A 21,172-nucleotide genomic window follows, 5' to 3' on the forward strand; every position below is an offset into this window, starting at 1 on the left:
ATGGATACCCGCGCGATCATTGCTAAAGTCCGTCGTCAGCAGACACCGACATCAGAAGAACTATCGTGGTTCGCCAATGGCTTGGCTAATATGACGGTGAGTGACGCGCAAGCGGGCGCATTCGCGATGGCGGTGTGTTTGAACGGCTTGTCAGACGCGGGGCGCGTGGCGTTGACGACAGGGATGCGCGACAGCGGCGATGTGCTGACGTGGGACTTTGACGGGCCGGTTTTGGACAAACATTCGACAGGCGGCGTGGGCGACTGCGTTTCGCTGATTTTGGCCCCAGCATTGGCTGCTTGTGGCGTCTACGTGCCGATGATTTCGGGGCGCGGTTTGGGGCACACGGGCGGCACCTTGGACAAGCTCGAAGCGATACCGGGCCTGTCCACTTCGGTGACAGAAGCGAAGTTGCGCCGGATTGTGGGTCGCGTCGGCTGTGCGATCGTGAGCGCAACAGGCAGCATCGCGCCCGCTGATAAACGGCTTTATGCGATCCGCGATGTGACGGCGACGGTCGACAGCATGGACTTGATCACGGCGTCGATTCTCGCGAAAAAACTCGCGGCTGGATTGGGTGGTTTGGTGCTGGACGTCAAAGCGGGATCTGGCGCGTTTATGAAAACCGTTGACGAGGCGGAGGCGCTTGCGCGCGCTCTTGTCGGCACGGCAAACGGGGCAGGGTGCAACACGGCAGCACTGGTTACGGACATGAATACGCCACTGGCACCTGCGCTTGGCAATGCGGTCGAAGTCGCGGTTTGCATGGAGGTATTGAGCGGAAATATCGCCGCCGCGCCGCGTCTGTACGAGTTGAGCATCGCGCTGGGCGCACGGGTTTTGGCATTGCATGGCGAGGACGAAAAACGGGCGAAAGCACGGTTGGAAAAGGCGATCACGTCGGGCGACGCTATGGTTAAATTCGCCGACATGGTCGCGGCATTGGGCGGCCCGCCTGACATGGCCGACGATTGGCGGACGCACTTGCCAAAGGCCGCGGTGACAGGTGACGTGCAGGCCGCGGATGATGGATATATCTCTGCGATCAACGGCGAAGCATTGGGGCTGGCGGTTGTTGCGATGGGCGGCGGGCGGCAAGTCGAAACGGATCCGATTAACCCTGCTGTGGGGTTGTCAGATATGGTTAATGTCGGGGATAAAATCAGCCGCGGTGATGCGCTTTGCATGATCCACGCGGCTGATGATGATGCGGCAGAAGCGGCCGCGCAGGCAGTTCGGGCCGCGATCACTATTGGTGATGCACCGGACGCAATGCCTTTGATTATCAGTAGGGTAGACCCATGACGGATGTGACTGCGGCGCGTGCTTTTTTGGTTGTCATCGATAGCGTTGGTATCGGTGGCGCGCCTGACGCGGCAGAATATTTCAACGGTGATTTGCCCGATACGGGTGCAAATACATTGGGTCATATCGCTGACGCTTGCGCTGCTGGTGCCGCCGACGATGGCAGGTCCGGTCCGCTGACTATTCCGACTTTGGACGCGTTGGGCATGACTGCCGCGATGCGTTTGGCCAATGACGTGGCCGTCGACGACACGCCTGCGGGTGCATGGGGTGCGGCTACGGAAATTTCGCGCGGCAAGGACACGCCGTCGGGACATTGGGAGTTGGCCGGCGTGCCTGTTCCGTGGGATTGGCACACGTTTCCTGACGCCGATCCGGCCTTTCCCGACGACCTGACTGTGATGATTTGCGAGGCGGCCGGAACTGGCGAAATCCTTGGCAATCGGCACGATAGCGGCACGACGGTCATCGAGGCTGAAGGTGCGCGGCACATGAAAACCGGTTGGCCGATTTGCTATACGTCCGCCGATTCCGTGCTTCAGATTGCGGCGCATGAGGACACGTTTGGGCGTGAGCGACTGCTGAAGTTGTGTGCTGATATTGCGCCGACGTTGCATGCGATGAAGGTGGGGCGGGTGATTGCGCGGCCATTTGTTGGCGACCCTGAAACGGGTTTTAAACGCACCGAATATCGTCGTGATTTCGCGATTGCGCCTCCGTCGCCGACGTTATGCGACTATGTGTTTGATGCAGGACGCGTGGTGCATGGTGTCGGTAAAATCGGTGACATTTTTTCGATGCGCGGGATCACGACGACTAGCAAAGGGCGCGATCAAAGTTTGATGAACGACCTGAGCGATTTGGTGGTTAACGCCGAAGCAGGATCGTTTACCTTTGTTAATTTGGTTGAATTTGACAGTGAATATGGCCACCGCCGCGACGTGGCGGGCTATGCGCGGCATCTGGAATGGTTTGACGCCGCGTTGGCGGCATTAATCCCTAGTTTACGTCCCGATGACCTGTTGATCGTGACTGCGGACCATGGCAATGACCCCACTTGGTCCGGCACCGACCACACGCGCGAACGTGTGCCGGTTTTGGTCCATGGTATTGGGGCGAAGGCATTGGGGCATCTACAGTTTACGGATGTTGCCGCGTCGATTGCAGCCCACTTGGATGTGCCCTACGCGGGCCAAGGAAAGAGTTTTTTATGACGTTTGCGACTATGCCTAAGGTTGAGCTTCACTTGCACCACGAGGCCGCTGCGCCGCCGTCGTTTATTCGCCAACTCGCGCAGAAGAAAAAGATCGACGTCAGCGATTTCTTTGATGACGAGGGTAATTATAGCTTTCGCGACTTTGGGCATTTCATTCAGGTCTACGATGGTGCGACAGCGCCGCTAACGACCCCCGAAGATTTTCGGGCGCTGACCTATGTGGCGTTAGAAGAGACTGCGAAAACTGGTGTGATTTATGCCGAGACGTTTTTGTCGCCGGATTTCTGCGGTAACTGCGATTTGGTCGCGTGGAAAGAGTTTTTAGCCGCGATCAAAGAGGGTGCCGACGCTGCCGAAAAGGACTTTGGCATCGTGCATCGTGCGATTGTGACATGTCTGCGCCACGAAGGTCCTGAGAATGCGATCAAGGCTGCAAAATGTGCGGCTGAAACGGCTGATGACTACGTCGTCGGGTTCGGCATGGCCGGCGCTGAAATGATGGGTCGCCCGGGTGATTTCGCCTATAGCTTTGATATGGCGCGTGAATCTGGGCTGCGATTGACGTGCCATGCGGGCGAATGGGGCGGGCCTGAAATGGTTGCTGACACGTTGCGCGACCTGAAGGTTGAACGTATCGGTCACGGGATTAACGCGATCAATGACGACGCTCTAGTCGATAAATTGGTCGAAGACGGCATCGTGCTAGAAGTCTGTCCGGGGTCCAACGTGGTGCTGAAGGCCGTGTCTGGGTGGGATGACCACCCTATCGCAAAGCTGCGTGATCGCGGTGTGAAAATCACCGTATCCACGGATGATCCGCCGTTTTTCCACACAACTATGACAAAAGAATTCGAGAATCTGAACCGCGTTTTTGGCTGGGATCGCCCAGACTTTGATGCGCTGAATACCACTGCAATTGAGGCCGCGTTTTGTGATGACAAGACCCGCGCTGCTATCGTGAAACGCCTGGAGGCTGCCAAAAATGACTGACCCACACCTGAACCATGTGACCCATCCTCTGGTGCAGCATAAACTGACATTGATGCGCGACAAGAACACGTCGACGGCTTTGTTTCGGCAACTCTTGCGGGAAATTTCGCAGTTGCTTGCGTATGAAGTGACACGCGGTTTGCCGATGACGACCAAGCAGATCGACACGCCGATGCAACCGATGGAAGCACCGGTTTTGGACGGCAAGAAGTTGGCGCTTGTGTCGATTTTGCGGGCTGGGAACGGGTTGCTGGACGGTGTCTTGGAATTGATTCCATCCGCGCGTGTTGGTTTTGTCGGATTGTACCGCGACGAAGAAACGCTGCAGCCGGTGCAGTACTACTTTAAGGTGCCGACCGAGATGGCGGATCGTCTTGTGATTGCTGTGGACCCGATGTTGGCCACTGGCAATTCGTCTGTCGCAGCGATTGATTTGCTGAAAAAAGCAGGCGCTAAGAACATCCGTTTCTTGTGTTTGCTCGCCTCACCTGAGGGAATCGCGCGGATGCAAGAAGCGCACCCTGATGTGCCGATCGTGACCGCTGCGGTTGATAGCCACTTGAATGAAGAGGGTTATATCGTGCCGGGCCTTGGCGATGCGGGTGACCGGATGTTCGGTACGAAGTAATATTAACAAGGTCTTAAAGGGATTCTTTACAAAATAGGCCACCTCAGGCATTCTCATACAAAATATGGTGGAGAATACGACCAACATGGTACGGGTTGCTTTAGGTTTTGTAAGTATTTTGGCCATCTCGGCCGGTGCGACGTTAACAGTGCAGGCCCAAGTGCTTGCCACACCGGCTGAATTTCCGCCGACGTCTTATAACGGCACGCAATATGTCGACAGCAAAGGCTGTGCATTTGTGCGTGCCGGACGTGGCGCGTTAACCAATTGGGTGCCGCGCGTTGATCGCACACGTGCGCAATTGTGTGGGTTTCAGCCGACACAAATAAGTGCATCGGCGACGACAAGTGCTGCGTCTGGCCCGATCATCACCTTCGCGGATATTCCTGAAGCGCGTGTTGTTTCCGCACCTGCGGCTGCTCGCGTGGTTCCTGCATCGACCCCTGCGCGGGTTGCAGCGCCCGCAGCGCCTGCGCCGCGCCGCATAACATTGGCTGAGGTTTGCGAAGGCAAATTTGGTATCCAAGCGGGTTTTGCCACGGCGAACGGCGATCCGATTAACTGTGGTCCGGCCCCAGTGGCAGCGCCTGTTGCGGCGCCGATTGCTGCACCTTTCCCGCTGCCTGCACCGCTACTTGCGACGGCTCCGGCCCCTGTTGTGGCTGCGCCAGCGCCGACGCCGCGCATCACTTTGGCCCAAGCTTGTAACGGACGTTTTGGTATTCAGGCCGGTTTCATTAGCGGGTCAACCGGGCAACCGATTGATTGCGGCCCAGCACAGGCGCCAGCGACGCCGACGGTGATTGCAGCCGTCGCACCTGTTGTCGATGCAGGTCCGCGCCGTGTGACGCTTGCGCAAATTTGCACAGAGATTGCAGCGACAGGTCGTCGCTTTATCAATGCAGCAACAGGTTCACCTGTCGTGTGTCCATCGGCCCCTGCGCCAGTCGCAGTGGCATCGGTCGCGTCAAATGTCGCGCCACGTGCAACGTCGACGACGACTTCAGTGGCGCCAGTGGCACGAGAGACGTCACTGTTTGGTGCCGTTGTGCCAGCCTCGAACCCAGCACCAGAAACCGTGCGCGAGCAGGTTATTCAACCGCCTGCTGGCTATACGCGGGTTTGGGATGACAACCGGATTAACCAAAACCGTGGCCTGCGCCGTATTACGCGCGAGCAAGCAATTTCTGAAGGTTTGGTTCCTGCAACTGCAACCGCTGCGCGAGCATCGTCCCGCAGCGTCGCACCCGCAACAGTGCGCGCACCAGCGGCCGCCGCATCGACGCACCGTTACGTGCAGGTTGGCAGCTTTGGCGACGCGGCAAATGCCAATCGTCTTGCTGGACAATTTCAAGCACGCGGCTGGCCTGTCACATTTTCGAATGGGACATTGGGCGGCAAAGCGGTCAAGATCGTTATTTTAGGACCATTTACCCAACCAGCGCAGCTGCAAACGGGCTTGCAAGCCGCGCGCACGGCAGGCTTTGGGGATGCGTTCACCCGGAACTAATCGGTTCTCCCGGGAAAGGGCCTCGCAGGGTATCGCGGGGTCTTTTCTTGTTCAGAGGGTAAATTAGTAGCTGGCGCAGATGCCTTGTAGGCGCACCCATTCGCTATCGGTCAGAACACTTGTGGTTGTGTCGGAGGCTACGTCGCCAAACATTGCCCCATCAGGATCACGGATCGCGGCGTAGGGCGCGAGCGGGATTTTGGCGTTGTCAAAAGCGGTGACAAGCTCGGATGGTTTGGCGGGCGTTAACGATATTTCTTGAATGGATCTGGCATAGTCGCCAAGCACGTCGTTCGGAATGTCGCCTGTCGTGAAAAGTTGGACGGTTGTGTTCAACCCTGCGTCTGACAGAACATCGGCGAGCGGATCATGGCTGTCGCGACCTGCAATCGCGGCGATGATGAAGCCCGCAGCGATCGCCGGATCGTCAAGCTGTTCGATCAAGGCGCGGTCAATCAAAACGATACCGCCGGGCAGCACGGTCGCACCTTGGGGTAGGGATTGCACAACGACGATTTGGCCTTTGGTATCGCGGCCCATCAGGCGGGTTTTCAGCTTGGCCAGCGGCACTGTGCCAATCGGGTTACGGCAGGTGGGGCCAGTCAGGCGTTGGTAGTGGCCCAGAATGGTTGCCCCAATTTCGGTGCGTTTGGAGTCGGGCACAACGGACAGGGTTTGTCGCCGAAACGCGCCCGGTCCCCAGAGTGCTGCCGCAGCAACGAACACGCCGATCAGGGATAATGTCACCACGCTGCGCAAACGGCTTTGGCGTGGGGCGGATTTGGTTAATGCCTTGCGCACAGTTTCGATGGCGTCGACCATCAGGTCGTCTTCGATTTCCAGCGTCTCGTCGGTCTCGGGGGCGGGCGTGAACAGCGCGGGACGGTGTCCGGGGTTTAGGCGTGTCACGGCGGGCAGCGACCAATGGGTCAGCGGTTGTTCGTTACGATCGTTAAGCACCAAGGTCGCTTTGCCAAAAGAAACGGTCACCTCAATGGGGTCGGATGTGGACGTTTCACGCCAAATCCCATCGCTTTCGAGCCGTTCAAATTGGGTTAGTGCCGTCATGTGCCTGCTTTACTTTTTTCAATAGTTTAGCGGGGGTTTTCCATAATGGGTAGTGGAGTGGGTGGCTGATGTTGAAATGAGTTGTTTTGGCGAAATGAAATTAGACCGACTTTGCCACATTGCGAAGTTCGAATTTTTGGATTTTGCCAGTGGAGGTTTTGGGAAGGTCTTGGAAGACGACGTGTTTCGGGGTTTTGAAGCCAGCGAGGTGGTCGCGGGCAAAGGCGATAATTGCGGCCTCGTCTGCGGTGGCGCCGTCTTTGAGTTCGACGAAGGCGCAGGGGACTTCGCCCCATGTCTCGTCCGGTTTTGCGACCACGGCGCAGAGGTTCACGGCAGGATGGTTCATGAGGACTGCTTCGACCTCGACCGAGGATACGTTTTCGCCGCCTGAAATGATGATGTCTTTGGCCCGATCAGAGATTTGCATGTAGCCGTTGGGGTGTTGAACCGCGATGTCTTCTGAGTGGAAGTAGCTGCCAGCAAAGGCTTTTTGGGTGGCTTCGGGGTTTTTGTAATAGCCTTTCATGACCGCATTGCCACGGATCATGATTTCGCCTTGGGCGGTGCCGTCTTTGCTGATTTGGGCCATGTATTCGTCCATCACGGTGATGTCGTCCATCATCGGCATAGCGACGCCTTGCTGGGCTTTGATCGCGGATTGATCGTCGCCGGGCAGGGTGTTCCAGTCGGCGTTCCAGATGCATTCGGTGACATGGCCGTAGGTTTCGGTGAGGCCGTAGACTTGGGTGACGTTAAAGCCAAGTTTACCAATTTTCGCGAGCGTGGCGGGGGCGGGAGGTGCGCCGGCGGTGAAAACCTCGACGGTGTGATCAAAGTCGCGCCGCGTTGTCGCGTTCACGAGTAGGTTCAGCACGATAGGCGCGCCGCCGAAATGCGTGACGCCGTGGTCTGCGATCGCGTCGTAGATCGCCGCTGACGTGATGTCGCGACAGCAGACGACTGTGCCGCCAAGCGTGGGCATCATCCACGTGTGGTTCCAGCCGTTGCAGTGAAACAGAGGCACAATTTGCAGGTAGATCGGGAACAGCGGTAATTGCCACGAAATCGGGGTGCCCATCGTCATCAGATACGCGCCGCGATGATGGTAAACGACGCCTTTGGGCCGTCCGGTGGTGCCGGAGGTGTAGTTTAACGCGAGGCTTTCCCACTCGTCCGTTGGCATGATCCAGTTGAAATCGGAATCGCCCGTGGCGAGGAAATCTTCGTAGTCTTGTTGCTCGCCGATGCCTTTGATGCCCGCGACTGTGTCGGGGACTTCGATAACCAGCGGCGCGGGGCCATCCATCACGTCAATCGCGTCCATACATTGCGGGAGGAATTGACTATCGCAGATCACGACAGAGGCTTCGCCGTGGTCTAGGATGTAGGCGATTGTGTCCACGTCGAGTCGGATATTGATCGTGTTCAGCACAGCACCGCAGGCGGGCACGCCAAAGGCGGCTTCGGATTGCGCAGGAATGTTGGGCAGAAGGGTGGCGACAACATCGCCGGGCTTGACGCCAGCCTTGACCAAGGCAGAGGCCAGTCGCGTCACGCGCGTATGATAGTCGCTGTAGGATAGGCGGATGTCGCCGTAGATCAGCGCGGTTTTGTCACTGAACACGGTCGCTGCGCGTTTGAGGTGGGACAAGGGCGTCAGTGGCACGTGATTAGCCGCGCATTTATCTAGCCCGATCTCGTTTTTCATCCATCCCATGATACGCACCCCCCTGTTTGTCTGTTCACTTTAGACTAGGCAGGGTTGAGGGAAAACGACAAGGTATTTGAAGCAATTAGGGAAACCCGCATGATTATTTCGCCGGGCCGCAAGTTCATTTTTGTACATATCCCCAAGACGGGGGGCACGTCGCTGGCGCTGGCTTTGGAAGGTCGGGCGATGAAGGATGATGTCCTGATCGGCGACACGCCCAAAGCGCAGCAGCGGCGCGGGCGGCTGAAGACGCTGACACCTGCGGGGCGGTTGTGGAAGCATAGTACGTTGGCGGATATTCACGGCGTTGTTGATCCGGCGGCGTATTTTGTGGTGACGATTGTGCGAAACCCGTGGGATCGGGCCGTGAGTTATTATCATTGGCTACAAACGCAATCGTTTGCGCATCCGGCGGTGGGTCTAGCGGAGAGTTTGAGCTTTTCCGATTTCATCAACCATGAGGCGACTATGACGGCGTTTGCGTCGCAGCCATATCGATCACATGTGACTGACGCGACGGGGGTGGTGCGCTGTGATTTGTTTGCGCGGCTCGAAGCGTTGGAGGATGATTTAACGGCATTCTGGGCGCATGTGGGCTTTACCTGCGCTGTTGGTCGCGCGAACGCGTCGTCACGGGACCGCGATTGGCGACCCTACTACAGCGACGCGGATGCTGAAGTCATTTCAAAGGTTTGCAGTGCGGATATCGCCGCATTTGGCTATGCGTTTGATCCGTCTGTTTAAAAATTCCCCGCGCGATTTGTTCTAGTTGTTTCGCATTCGTTTAAAATCTTAATTCAGAAGGTTAATTCCCCATTAACCACGCAACAAGGTCGCAAACTTGCCCCTTTTCCAACGCATCTTGTCCACAGAATCATCGCCTACTGATTGTGCTCGTGGCGAGAACTGAAACGTAATCGGTCGGTGCTGCACCAAAGGGGATTTTGCTGATGTTTGAATTCAAAAGGGACGTCTGGGGACGTAGCGCAGTGGCCGAGGCTGGTTTGCTCGCGGATGCGACATTGGCAGAATTGGCGGCCGGTCTCGTGGCTGGCACGCAGGTCGCGACCCAAATGGGATGGCGCGACGTGGCGGCGGTGGCTGTTGGCGATCAGATTTTGACGTTCGACGGTGGCATGCAAACCGTGGCCTCTGTGAACCGTCAAATTTTGATGACAGGCGGCGAATTAGCACCCGGCGAGGCGTGGCCGCTGTTTGTCCCTGCCCATGCGCTTGGCAATCGTGACGACATGGTTTTGTTGCCACAGCAGTCAGTTATGATCGAAGCGGACGCCGCCGAAGAGGTGTTTGGCGATCCGTTTGCGATGATCCCTGCGCTTGTGCTTGAAGGGTTTCGTGGCATTGTGCGCGTGCCACCCGCAGAGCAGATCGAATTGATTACGCTCGGGTTTTCGCAAGACGAAGTTATCTTTGCAAACACTGGTGCGTTGATCCATTGCCCGAAATCCACCGACATACTGGACGCGGGCCTGTCCGATTATACCACGTTGCCGTTAGAGGCGGCGCGGGCGTTGATCACTGTGATGGAGATCGATGGCATGGGCAAAATCGCGATGCAGACGCCGTATCAGACGGCTGCGTAATGCGACGAATAGGTCGGGTTTCGCCCTCGTCCTGATCGCCGTTTTCCTAAATGTTTGTTACTGATCGCGCCGCTAAAAAGTGGTAGGAAACATCGTTAAGGTGATGCAGTAAACTTGCTGTGCCGAAACAATCTTGGTATTGGCGGCTGATCTGGTATACCAGTTTGGCGAAAAGTTGGGGAAAATTATGACGGCACAGAAAAAACGCATCGTATCCATCGGCGAATGCATGGTTGAATTGGCCCCGACTGGCGCGCCTGACGGCTTTGTCGCGTCGTTTGCTGGCGATACCTATAACACTGCGTGGTATCTGGCCCAACTGCAGCCAACTTGGGACATTGATTATGTGACCTGCATCGGGACCGATCCGATGTCCGACAAAATGGCCGCTTTTACACAGGCCGCTGGCATTGGAACCGACCATATTGGGCGGTTAGAAACACACACGATGGGCCTGTATATGATCCATCTGGATGATGGCGAACGTAGTTTTGCGTATTGGCGCGGGCAGGCGGCGGCGCGTGAATTGATGCGGCAAAAGGGACTTGTTGATAAGGCGATTGCCGGTGCTGACATTGTTTATCTGTCAGGTATTTCGATCGCGATCCTTGACGATGCTGGCCGTGCTGGGCTGCGGGAGCAATTAAAAGCGGCGCGTGCAAATGGCGTGACGATTGCGTTTGATCCGAATTTGCGGCTGCGTTTGTGGCCGGATGCAACGGCGATGTGTGCGGCGATCATGGATTTTGCCAGTGTCAGCGACATCGTGTTTCCATCGCATGACGAAGAGGCATTGTTCTTTGGTGATGCGGATATTGCGGCGACGCAGGCCCGTTATCAAGCGGCTGGTTGCACGACGATCATCGTGAAAAACGGCGGCGGCGAGATCAGGTATTTGTCCAACGGTGAGACCGCTAGCTTCATGCCGCAGAAGGCGGAAAAAGTACGTGATACAACCGCTGCTGGGGACAGTTTCAACGCTGGTTTTCTGGGGGCTGTGGGCGACACCGAGGCCCAGATCGCTGCTGGCTGCGCGTTGGCAGAGCAGGTGATCCAAGGCGCGGGCGCCTTGGTCGTTGGTGCTGTCGCGGCGCGTTAACCGAGGTTAATGGTTGTCACGCGGCAGGTGTTTGCGAGCGATGTCCTGATAGTTCGGGGCGTCGCGCAGGGTCATACCTTCGGATAGCGGTTGCACCATCTCGCGGAAGTATTGCTGCCAAGGCGACTGCGACACGGGAATTGGGAAACCACCTGCGGCGACCAAACCTTCGAGACGCGCCTGCAAAATATCGTCCGATACCAAGATATTTGCAGTGCAGGCGTTCAAATCGATGCGGATCATGTCGCCAGTTTGTAGCAACGCGAGGCCGCCGTTATCCGCAGCCTCAGGTGACGCATTCAAGATAGACGGTGAACCTGATGTGCCGGACTGGCGTCCATCACCGATGCAAGGCAGCGCCTCAACCCCTTGTTTCAAAAGGTAAGATGGTGCGCGCATGTTCACGACTTCTGCGCCACCTGGATAGCCTTTGGGGCCGGCGCCACGCATCACGAGGATGCAGTTCTGATCAATGCCTTCGGCTTCGTCGTCGATGCGGTGGTGATAATCCTCAGGTCCGTCGAACACGATGGCGCGGCCTTCGAATGCTTCTGGATCATCGGGGTTTGACAGGTAGGTTTTGCGGAATGCAGCGCTAATCACGCTGGTTTTCATGATCGCGCTATCGAACAGGTTACCCTTGAGGTTGATAAAGCCGGCGGACTGCAAAAGCGGGGCGGAGACCGGCAAAATGACATCGTCATTGCCAGTCCGCAGCAGGCTACAATTGTCGAGCATCGTGCGGCCATTTGCAGTGATCGCATTCGGATGCGGCAGCAAATCGGTTTGCAACAATTCGCCTATAACGGCGGGGACGCCACCTGCGCGGTGGAAATCTTCGCCCAGATATTTACCGGCAGGTTGCAGGTTAACCAATAGCGGAACTGAGTGGCCAACAGCCTGCCAGTCGTCGTTGTTCAGCTGCACGCCGAGGTGCTTTGCAATGCCGTTCAAGTGGATCGGCGCGTTGGTCGAACCACCCAAGGCAGAGTTCACAACGATGGCGTTTTCAAACGCTTCGCGAGTCATGATGTCGGTCGGGCGCAGGTCCTCCCAGACCATATCAACGATGCGTTTACCAGTTTCATAGCTGATCTGACCGCGTTCGCGGTAGGGGGCGGGGATCGCGGCGGCGCCGGGCAACTGCATGCCGAGCGCTTCGGCCAGCGAGTTCATCGTCGTGGCCGTGCCCATCGTGTTGCAGTATCCGACAGACGGGGCGGATGCGGCCGCGATATTCATGAATTCGTCGTCGTCGATTTCACCCGACGCCAGCTTTTCACGGGCCTTCCAAATGACGGTGCCAGAGCCCGCGCGTTCACCTTCGTACCAGCCGTTTAGCATCGGGCCGACGGACAGCGCAATTGCGGGAATGTTAACCGTTGCGGCGGCCATCAGCAGGGCGGGCGTTGTCTTGTCACAGCCAATGGTTAACACCACGCCGTCCAGCGGATAGCCGAACAGTGTCTCGACCAAACCGAGGTACGCGAGGTTGCGGTCAAGGCTCGCGGTGGGGCGTTTGCCTGTCTCTTGAATAGGGTGAACGGGGACTTCTAGCGGTACGCCACCTGCGGCGATAATGCCGTCGCGGACCCGCTTGGCGAGTTCGATATGGTGGCGATTACAAGGGCTTAGGTCGCTACCCGTCTGCGCAATCGCGATGATCGGCTTGCCGGATTGCAGCTCTTCGCGGGTCAGCCCGTAGTTCAAGTAGCGCTCTAGATAAAGAGCGGTCATTTCAGGGTTTTCGGGGTTGTTGAACCATTTTTGCGAACGCAGTTCAGTAGGCTTAATTTTCTTCACGTCAGCATCCTTGTTGTGGCTGGCCGACCAATTGGTCCGCTCGCAATGTTAAGCAAAGAGTACACATTTTCACGACGGATTTGCAACGGTTTGACTGCGTATCGACGCCACTGGATCGGGTATTCACGACATTGGGTTTTGCAGACGGGCCGAAACCGACTATGGATGTTCTCGGCAAAATATATTTTGTGGGCAATGCATCTGAAGGATACGACTTATGACCAAACCAACTATCGGATTTATTGGATTGGGGCTGATGGGATCCGCGATGGTCAGCAGGCTACATGATCTCGATTATGCTGTGACGATCACGGCGAACCGGTCGCGGCCACGGATCGACGCGGCGGTTGAACGCGGCGCGGTCGAAGTCGGCACGGCACGCGAAGTCGCAATGGCGTCGGATATCGTGATGCTTTGCATGGACACATCGCAAAGCGTCGAAGCGCGGATGAACGGCGAAGATGGCGTTATCGCAGGCCTAAAACCCGGCGCGGTTGTGATTGATTTCGGGACATCTTTGCCTGCGAGCACACGCGCCTTGGCGGAAAAAGTCGCGGCGGCGGGCGCTACGATGTTGGACGGACCATTGGGCCGCACGCCCGCGCAAGCCTATGACGGATTGCTGAACATCATGGCATCAGGCGACAAACCTGCGTTTGATAAGGTGAAACCTGTGCTGGATGACTTGGCCGAGAACGTCTTTTATTTGGGTGCTGTTGGTTCCGGTCACACGGTAAAGTTGATGAACAACTTCTTTGGCATGACGGTGGCAAACGCTATGGCCGAAGTTTTCGCGATGTCAGACGTGGCGGGCGTGGATCGCCAGCAGGTCTACGACGTAGTGTCCGCAGGGCCGTTGAAATCGGTGATGATGGATTTGGTGAAAGCCTACGGCGTTGATGGCAATCCAGAAATGCTGGCCTTTAGCATCGGGAATGCGGCGAAAGATCTGGGGTATTATGATCAGATGGCCAAAGATGCGGGTGTTGAATCGCAACTTGCTGCCGGTCCATTGACTGCGCTGCAAACGGCCGCGGCCGAAGGGCAGGGCGATCAAATGGTGTCGCAGATGGTTGACTATTATGCGAAGAAATTCAGCAAATAGACGCAGATGTTTACGCGTCGCATTGTCGACGGTTTTGTATAAAAAAAGGCCCGCAAATTGCGGGCCTTTTCGTTGTATTGGTTGCTTAGGCCGCTTTGGCTTTTACGCCGAACCGACCATAGAATGATTGGTTCTTGTCTGCCATTTCACGCAGCAATTCTGGTGTTTTGAAGCGTTCGCCGAACATTTCGGTCAACTGATCACACCGTTCCGCCGCATATGGCGATCCGATGATATCAAGCCAGCTGAACGGACCGCCGGACCAAGGTGCGAAGCCCCAGCCGAGGATCGCGCCGACATCGCCTTCACGGATGTCTTCCAGCACGTTTTCTTCCAAAGCGCGCACGGCTTCCAATGTCTGTGCGAACAAAAGGCGATGCTGCACGTCGATCAGATCAGGCTGTTCGTCGGCGGTTGGGTATTTCGCGGACAATCCTTCCCAAAGCCCCTGACGTTTGCCTTTTTCATCGTAGGCATAGAAGCCGCTGTTTGATTTGCGACCCAAACGACCTTCGTCGAACATCCAGAACAACACTTCGTCTTGCGCGTCGTCGTAGGCATCGCCCATTGCGGCTTTCGTCGCTTTGGCAATTTTGACGCCCAGATCAATGGAGGTTTCATCGGTCAATTGCAGCGGACCTAGCGGCATGCCGACCAGCTTCGCAGCGTTTTCGATCAAGGCAGGTTCGACACCTTCCTTCACCATCCGAATACCTTCGTTGATGTAGGGAATGATGCAGCGGTTCGCGTAGAAGAACCGTTCGTCATTCACCACAATCGGCGTCTTGCGGATTTGGCGCACGAAATCGAGCGCCTTGGCCACAGCGACGTCACCAGTTTTCACGCCTTTGATGATCTCGACCAGCATCATTTTATCGACAGGGCTAAAGAAGTGGATGCCTATAAACTTTTCAGCATCTTTCGCGGCTTTTGCCAGCTCTGTGATTGGCAAGGTCGATGTGTTGGTCGCAAACACGCAATCAGGACCAGTGACGGCCTGAACCTTGGCTGTCACGTCAGCCTTTACGCCAACATCCTCGAACACGGCCTCAACGATCAGGTCGCAATCTTTCAGCGCGGCGTAATCTGTCGTCGCGTTGATCAGACCCAGCACCGCTTCTTTTTTCTCAGCAGTCACTTTTTTGCGTGTAATTCCTTTGTCCATGTAGGTTGCTGTGTAGTCTTTACCCTTATCCGCAGCCTCTTGTTTCGCATCAATCAGCACGACCTTGATACCCGCCAAGGCGGAGACCAGCGCGATGCCAGCACCCATCATGCCAGCACCGATGATGCCGACTTGCGATACCTTCTGATCAGCCACGTCAGGACGGTTCGCACCCTTTTCTAACGCCTCTTTGTTAATAAAGAGAGAACGGATCATTGCGGACGATGATGGGTTCATCAGAACTTGGGTAAAGTAGCGCGCCTCGATCTTAAGCGCTGTATCGAATGGTACCAATGCGCCTTCATAAACCGCTGATAACAAGGCTTTAGCTGCAGGATAGACGCCTTGAGTTTTGCCGTTAACCATGGCTGATGCGCCAACGAAGGTCATAAAGCCAGCCGGATGATAGGGCGCACCGCCCGGCATTTTATAGCCTTTTTCATCCCATGGTTTCACGATTTTCGGCTCTGACAAAACCCACGCTTTGGCTGCGTCGAGCAGTTCGTCAGCGGGCACGACTTCGTCGATTACGCCTGCTTTCAACGCGCCTTGCGGGTTGTTTAGCTTGCCCTCAAGCAGCAGCGGCGACGCGGCCATAGCGCCCATTTTCCGGACCAGACGAGTTGTACCGCCAGCACCCGGGAAAATCCCGACCATGATTTCTGGCAGACCGATTTTGGCCTTTGGATTGTCAGCCGCGAAAATACGGTGACAGGCCAGCGGCACTTCAAGCCCGATGCCAAGCGCTGTGCCGGGTAGGGCGGCGGCCACTGGTTTGCCGCCTTTGTTGGTCTTCGGGTCCATGCCTGCGCGTTCGATTTTACGCAGGGCGTGATGGCCATTCATGGTAAATTCGAACAAGCCCTTCGCAGGATCGTCTTTGTATTCTTCACGGATCGCCGCGAGCACATTCAGGTCCATGCCGCCCGCAAAGCTATCCTTGCCGGACGTGATCACGATGCCCTTCACGGCATCATCGTTCAAGGCTTGATCGAACAGATCATTCAGCAACGCCATAGAGTCGCGAGACATGACATTCATGCTCTTTCCGACTGTGTCCCAAGTAATTACGCCAACGCCGTCGCTGTCGATTTTCAGTGTAAAATCAGTCATTTCGCAGCTCCCTTAAATGCGTTCGATAATAGTTGCAGCGCCCATACCGGACGCGATGCACAACGTCGCGAGACCTGTGCCTTTGCCCGTGCGTTCAAGCTCGTCGAGTAGCGTGCCGATGATAATTGCACCTGTCGCCCCCAACGGATGGCCCATCGCGATAGAGCCGCCGTTGACGTTCACAACAGACGGATCGACGTTAAAGCGCTGCATGAAACGCAACACAACAGAGGCGAAAGCTTCGTTAACTTCGAACAGATCGATGTCGGAAATATTCATGCCGGAATCAGCAAGAATTTTCTCGGTCACAGGCACCGGACCCGTCAGCATGATCGTTGGATCCGTGCCGATTTTGGCGGTGTGTTTGATGACAGCGCGGGGTTTAATGCCCATCGCCTCGCCGTATTCTTTGGACCCGATCAGAAGACCGGCCGCACCATCGACGATACCGGAAGAGTTCCCAGCGTGGTGAATGTGATTAATTTTTTCGAGATGCGGGTACTTCATCAGCGCGACTTTATCGAAGCCGGGCATCTGTTCACCCATCATCTGAAATGCGGGGTTCAGCGCACCAAGCGCCTGCATGTCTGTGCCGGGACGGATGTATTCGTCGCGGTCAAGGATGGTCAGGCCGTTCTGGTCTTTTACGGCAACAATGGATTTATCGAACCGATTGTCCTTCCACGCGGCCACGGCACGCTTTTGCGATTCAACGGCCAATTGGTCGGCTTGATCACGGGTAAAGCCATATTCCGTCGCGATAATATCGGCGGAGATACCTTGCGGGACAAAATAAGTGTCCATCGCAATCGACGGGTCAACAGCAATCGCCGCACCATCAGAGCCCATCGCAACCCGGCCCATCATCTCAACGCCACCAGCGATATACGCCTGACCTGCGCCGCCACGAATTTGGTTCGCGGCAAGGTTCACGGCCTCCATGCCAGACGCACAAAAGCGGTTAATCGACAGGCCCGGAATGGATTGATCCAGATCGGACGCCAGCACGGCGGTCCGCGCCAAACAGCCACCTTGTTCACCAACTTGGGTCACGTTGCCCCAAATCACATCCTCAACGGCGTGGCCCTCTAATCCATTCCGCTCTTTTAACGCATTCATCACGCCAGCCGAGAGGCGGGCAGATGTAACTTCGTGTAGGCTGCCGTCCTTGCGGCCCTTGCCGCGTGGGGTACGCACAGCGTCGTAAATATAGGCTTCGGTCATAGTATCCTCCGGGGTATTAAGCACGATCGGCTGGTGAGCCGGGCAAAAGGTCGTAAGGGGCTTTCCAACCGGGTTGGGCGGCGATTGCGTCCATCCAGCGGTCGATATTCGGGTAGTCTTTGCGGTCGAAAGTGAAAGGTTCTGGGTAAAACAAGTATCCAGCGACCGCGATGTCAGCGATTGTGATGTCGCTCGCAGCGAGCCATTTTGTATTGTCGAGTTGGGCTTCGACGATTTTAAGCGCGGCTTTCAGGCGGCCCGCTTGGAACGCGATCACATCGGCGTTGCGTTTATCTTCTGGTAAGAAATTCATCATGTAGCGAATCCCGCCAGCGACGCCGGATACCTTGTGGTTATCGAAAAAGATCCAACGCAAGATTTCGCGGCGTTCAGCGGCGGATTTACCGCCCAGCTTGCCCGTTTTGGATGAAATGTAGTCTTGGATAACGCCAGACTGCGTTAACACGATGTCGCCGTCAATCAGCACGGGCACCTCACCCATGATGTTCATCTCTATGAATTCGGGGGTGCGGGCACCGCCGTTGAAAAAATCAACATAGGCTGGTGTCCAGTCCGCGCCCGATAGCGCGAGGGTAAGAGCCGCCTTGTAAGCATTTCCGCTTTCGCCAAAGCAGTGCAAAATCATTGTCATCGTGTGGTCCCTTTCGAGGGTTCGCCCGTTTAGGCAGTCGGAGCATTGAGTTGTTTTGGCGAAATGAAATTTGTCGTCTCAGCTATTCATCACCCATTAAGGTTAATCGCCTAACATGGTTTTGCGCGGAACGCAGGAGTGTGTCGTCGCGTGCGAAGTGAAGCCCCATCGTTGCATATCGGATAGCCAAGCCGTGAGGCGCGATGGGGTGGGCACTGCCGCCCCAACTTCATTTCGCCAAAACAACTCAAAGTCCATGATCACAATTTACCACCGTCCATCGTTAACTTGAATTTACGGAGCCGCGACGGCACTTCGTCGGCGTCTAATAGTTTATCTAAGTTTTCGAACATGAAACTCAACGCCTCGGCCCTGTTCAACCCCGCATCATCCGCAAATCGCGTTAACTTGCGGTAACCGTCTTCGGTCATTGCCGCAGGAAACCGGCGGGTCATGCGAAACCGTTTGGGCATTAACATCCTCCGTTGCGAGGCGGGCTGTGAGGCCCGCCTGCGTTTTGCTTAGAACTGTGCTGCGTCCAGTGCCATCACCGTATCAGCGCCGGTGTTGATCCGGGCTAAGTGCATTGCCGTGGCGGGCAGTTGCCGCGCCATGTAGTAGCGACCAGTCGCGATTTTTGTCTCTAGGAAATCGCGGTCGGTGTCGCCTGCATCCAGTGCCTCTTGTGCTGCTTTTGCCATGCGAGCCCACATCAGCCCGAGGCAGACGTGACCCATCAGGTGCATGAAGTCGTAGGACCCTGACAGTGCATTGTTCGGGTTTTTCATGCCGTTTTGCATGAAGTACATGCCGGCAGACTGCATGTCTTTTGACGCCGCTTTGAGTGGCTCGAGGAAGTCCGCCTTCAGCGCTTCGTTGCCGTCGTTTTCTTTGATGAAAGTTTTCACCATCTCAAAGAATGCCATCACGTGTTTGCCGCCATCTTGCGCCAGCTTGCGGCCAACAAGGTCGAGCGCTTGCACGCCGTTCGCGCCTTCGTAGATCATCGCGATACGCGCGTCGCGGGCGAATTGGGACATGCCCCATTCTTCGATGTAGCCGTGGCCGCCGTAGACTTGCTGGGCTGCTGTTGCGTATTCGAAACCTTTGTCGGTCAGGAAGCCTTTCAACACAGGCGTCATCAACGAGATGAGACCGTCGGCCTCTGCGTCGTTGTTCTTGTGGGCACGATCGATCAGGTTTGCGCCCCACATCGTGAACGCGCGCGCCCCTTCGACAAAGCTTTTCTGGTCCATCAGGTTACGACGGATATCTGGGTGTACGATCAGCGGATCGGCTGCTTTTTCGGGGAATTGCGCACCTGTTACGGCGCGTCCTTGCAGGCGGTCGTTCGCGTAGAAAACAGCGTTTTGGTAGGCGACTTCGGCTTGCGCGTAGCCTTGAAGGCCAACACCGACACGCGCTTCGTTCATCATTGTGAACATCGCACGCATGCCTTTGTGTTCGTCGCCGAGCAGGTAACCAGTTGCCTCGTCGTAGTCCATCACACAGGTCGCATTGCCGTGGATGCCCATTTTTTCTTCGATTTTGCCAACGGTTACGCCGTTCGGATCGCCAAGCGTTCCTTCGTCATCGACCATGATTTTCGGCACGATAAACAGCGACACACCTTTGATCCCGTCAGGGCCGCCGGGGATTTTAGCGAGGACGAGGTGGACGATATTTTCCGCCAGATCGTGATCGCCAGCCGAGATAAAGATTTTCTGACCGGTAATTTTGAACGATCCGTCGTCTTGTGGCACGGCCTTTGTGCGCATCAGGCCCAGATCAGTCCCGCAATGCGATTCTGTCAGGTTCATGGTGCCTGTCCATTCGCAGGTGACCATTTTTGGCAGCCACTTTTGCTTTTGTGCGTCAGTGCCGTGGGCGTGGATCGCGGAGTAGGCGCCGTGCGTCAGCCCTTGGTACATGTTGAAGGCCATGTTTGCTGACACAAACGCCTCTTGCACCGCAGAGTTCATCACGTAGGGCAAGCCCTGACCACCGTATTCTGGGTCGCAATCCAGTGCCGTCCAGCCGCCGTCTTTCATCACCTTAAAGGCTTTATCAAAGCCTGTGGGGGTGCGCACGACGCCGTTTTCCAGCTTGCAGCCTTCGACGTCGCCAACAGGGTTCAGCGGGGCCAGCACATCTGTTGCGACCTTGCCTGCTTCTTCGAGCACAGCATTGGTAAAGTCCGCGTCCAATTCATCGTAGCCTGAAATGTCTTGCGTACTGACGTTCAGCAGATTGTGCAGAACAAATTGAAGATCTTTGGTTGGGCTATTGTAAATCGGCATGTGCGGGACTCCTCCGGTTTTGTCGTTTTAGGCGGCGGCTGTTTTACCGCTGGCCAGTTCGTTCAGGCGCTTTTCGCCCCATTCCATCTGTGTCTTCATCTCTTCGATGGCGACATTTAACTCGTCACGCTGGGCGATCATGTCGGCGAGATGTTTCTTGGCTAATTCAAACGTTTTAGCCAGTTGTGTCTGTTGGCTGTCGCCCATGTGATACAGATCAAGCAACTGCCGAATTTCCTCTAGGCTGAACCCGAAACGCTTGCCGCGCAGGATCAGTTTAAGGCGCGCACGGTCACGTTTTGTGAACATCCGGCGTTGGCCGTTACGAATGGGAAACAGAAGCTCCTTTTGCTCATAAAAGCGCAAAGTGCGCGGTGTTACGCCGAATTCCACGCACATGTCGCGGATGGTCATTGTTTCGTTTGTCATAGTGCAATCCTTGGGCTGCATGTTTGTCGCTGTGCAGTCGAGGTGCGCTGTCGACTCAAACCATACAAGCTTTGTTGACGTTAACGTAAACGGAACGTGGCGTCATTTGCGAGCTTACGAAAGGTCAGCAAATTTAACCCTAGGTCACGCGTAATTTAATAAGAGGGAGGGCGGCGCTGTTTTTCCCCCTAAACGTGTGTTCTGTCCGGCAGCTTGGAAGGTGGGGTAGGGTATTCCATACCAGATT

Annotated in this window: 18 protein-coding genes; 9 read left to right on the top strand and 9 right to left on the bottom strand. The window is 56.0% G+C overall.

Annotated elements, in window-relative coordinates; translation table 11 throughout:
* From FHS72_RS10540 to FHS72_RS10560, 5 genes are all read left to right on the top strand, one after another.
* Positions 1 to 1,305 (top strand): thymidine phosphorylase, encoded by a 1,305-nt coding sequence (locus FHS72_RS10540; RefSeq protein WP_183528836.1) that lies wholly within the window; start codon positions 1 to 3, stop codon positions 1,303 to 1,305.
* Positions 1,302 to 2,519, top strand: a complete 1,218-nt coding sequence (locus FHS72_RS10545) for a phosphopentomutase (protein WP_183528838.1) — start codon at positions 1,302 to 1,304, stop codon at positions 2,517 to 2,519. Before FHS72_RS10540 ends, FHS72_RS10545 begins: the two co-directional genes overlap by 4 nt.
* On the top strand, positions 2,516 to 3,511 hold the full coding sequence (locus tag FHS72_RS10550) for an adenosine deaminase (protein ID WP_183528840.1): 996 nt from the start codon (positions 2,516 to 2,518) through the stop codon (positions 3,509 to 3,511). Before FHS72_RS10545 ends, FHS72_RS10550 begins: the two co-directional genes overlap by 4 nt.
* Positions 3,504 to 4,139: a uracil phosphoribosyltransferase gene (gene upp, locus FHS72_RS10555; RefSeq protein WP_183528842.1), complete on the top strand. Its 636-nt coding sequence runs from the start codon at positions 3,504 to 3,506 to the stop codon at positions 4,137 to 4,139. The genes FHS72_RS10550 and upp overlap by 8 nt, the downstream gene beginning before the upstream one ends.
* Positions 4,140 to 4,224: 85 nt before the next feature.
* The gene (locus tag FHS72_RS10560) at positions 4,225 to 5,649 is read left to right on the top strand and encodes an SPOR domain-containing protein (protein WP_183528843.1); all 1,425 of its coding nucleotides are present in this window, start codon (positions 4,225 to 4,227) and stop codon (positions 5,647 to 5,649) included.
* A gap of 63 nt (positions 5,650 to 5,712) precedes the next feature.
* On the opposite strand, the gene FHS72_RS10565 is transcribed toward FHS72_RS10560, so the two are convergent.
* Both FHS72_RS10565 and FHS72_RS10570 read right to left on the bottom strand, forming a co-directional pair.
* On the bottom strand, positions 5,713 to 6,717 hold the full coding sequence (locus FHS72_RS10565) for a hypothetical protein (RefSeq protein WP_183528845.1): 1,005 nt from the start codon (positions 6,715 to 6,717) through the stop codon (positions 5,713 to 5,715).
* Between the two features lie 100 nt (positions 6,718 to 6,817).
* Positions 6,818 to 8,437 (bottom strand): AMP-binding protein, encoded by a 1,620-nt coding sequence (locus FHS72_RS10570; RefSeq protein WP_183528847.1) that lies wholly within the window; start codon positions 8,435 to 8,437, stop codon positions 6,818 to 6,820.
* Positions 8,438 to 8,527: 90 nt separating this feature from the next.
* Between FHS72_RS10570 and FHS72_RS10575 the strand changes: the two genes are divergently transcribed.
* The 3 genes from FHS72_RS10575 to FHS72_RS10585 all read left to right on the top strand — a co-directional run bounded on the left by FHS72_RS10575 (position 8,528) and on the right by FHS72_RS10585 (position 11,134).
* Entirely contained in the window at positions 8,528 to 9,175 is a 648-nt protein-coding gene (locus FHS72_RS10575) for a sulfotransferase family 2 domain-containing protein (RefSeq protein ID WP_183528849.1), read from the top strand.
* 206 nt (positions 9,176 to 9,381) lie between these two features.
* The gene (locus FHS72_RS10580) at positions 9,382 to 10,035 is read left to right on the top strand and encodes a Hint domain-containing protein (RefSeq protein ID WP_183528851.1); all 654 of its coding nucleotides are present in this window, start codon (positions 9,382 to 9,384) and stop codon (positions 10,033 to 10,035) included.
* Between the two features lie 187 nt (positions 10,036 to 10,222).
* Positions 10,223 to 11,134 (top strand): sugar kinase, encoded by a 912-nt coding sequence (locus FHS72_RS10585; protein WP_183528853.1) that lies wholly within the window; start codon positions 10,223 to 10,225, stop codon positions 11,132 to 11,134.
* 6 nt (positions 11,135 to 11,140) lie between these two features.
* On the opposite strand, the gene FHS72_RS10590 is transcribed toward FHS72_RS10585, so the two are convergent.
* Positions 11,141 to 12,937 carry a dihydroxy-acid dehydratase gene (locus FHS72_RS10590; protein WP_183528855.1) on the bottom strand — a complete coding sequence of 599 codons (1,797 nt, stop codon included), beginning with the start codon at positions 12,935 to 12,937 and terminating at the stop codon, positions 11,141 to 11,143.
* Between the two features lie 217 nt (positions 12,938 to 13,154).
* Here FHS72_RS10590 and FHS72_RS10595 point away from each other — a divergent pair, with 217 nt between their 5' ends.
* The gene (locus FHS72_RS10595) at positions 13,155 to 14,042 is read left to right on the top strand and encodes an NAD(P)-dependent oxidoreductase (protein WP_183528857.1); all 888 of its coding nucleotides are present in this window, start codon (positions 13,155 to 13,157) and stop codon (positions 14,040 to 14,042) included.
* 85 nt (positions 14,043 to 14,127) lie between these two features.
* Here the strand turns inward: FHS72_RS10595 and FHS72_RS10600 are convergent, their stop codons facing one another.
* The 6 genes from FHS72_RS10600 to FHS72_RS10625 form a co-directional block, all read right to left on the bottom strand.
* Positions 14,128 to 16,320 (bottom strand): 3-hydroxyacyl-CoA dehydrogenase NAD-binding domain-containing protein, encoded by a 2,193-nt coding sequence (locus tag FHS72_RS10600; protein ID WP_183528859.1) that lies wholly within the window; start codon positions 16,318 to 16,320, stop codon positions 14,128 to 14,130.
* Between the two features lie 12 nt (positions 16,321 to 16,332).
* The gene (locus FHS72_RS10605; RefSeq protein ID WP_183528861.1) at positions 16,333 to 17,544 is read right to left on the bottom strand and encodes an acetyl-CoA C-acetyltransferase; all 1,212 of its coding nucleotides are present in this window, start codon (positions 17,542 to 17,544) and stop codon (positions 16,333 to 16,335) included.
* Between the two features lie 16 nt (positions 17,545 to 17,560).
* Positions 17,561 to 18,196 (bottom strand): glutathione S-transferase family protein, encoded by a 636-nt coding sequence (locus FHS72_RS10610; protein ID WP_183528863.1) that lies wholly within the window; start codon positions 18,194 to 18,196, stop codon positions 17,561 to 17,563.
* A gap of 260 nt (positions 18,197 to 18,456) precedes the next feature.
* On the bottom strand, positions 18,457 to 18,669 hold the full coding sequence (locus FHS72_RS10615) for a hypothetical protein (protein WP_183528865.1): 213 nt from the start codon (positions 18,667 to 18,669) through the stop codon (positions 18,457 to 18,459).
* A gap of 48 nt (positions 18,670 to 18,717) precedes the next feature.
* Positions 18,718 to 20,496, bottom strand: a complete 1,779-nt coding sequence (locus tag FHS72_RS10620) for an acyl-CoA dehydrogenase C-terminal domain-containing protein (protein WP_183528866.1) — start codon at positions 20,494 to 20,496, stop codon at positions 18,718 to 18,720.
* Positions 20,497 to 20,523: 27 nt separating this feature from the next.
* Positions 20,524 to 20,925 carry a MerR family transcriptional regulator gene (locus FHS72_RS10625; protein WP_183528868.1) on the bottom strand — a complete coding sequence of 134 codons (402 nt, stop codon included), beginning with the start codon at positions 20,923 to 20,925 and terminating at the stop codon, positions 20,524 to 20,526.
* Positions 20,926 to 21,172 lie beyond the last annotated feature (247 nt).

The sequence above is a fragment of the Yoonia ponticola genome, assembly GCF_014199395.1.
Taxonomy (GTDB): Bacteria; Pseudomonadota; Alphaproteobacteria; order Rhodobacterales; family Rhodobacteraceae; genus Yoonia; species Yoonia ponticola.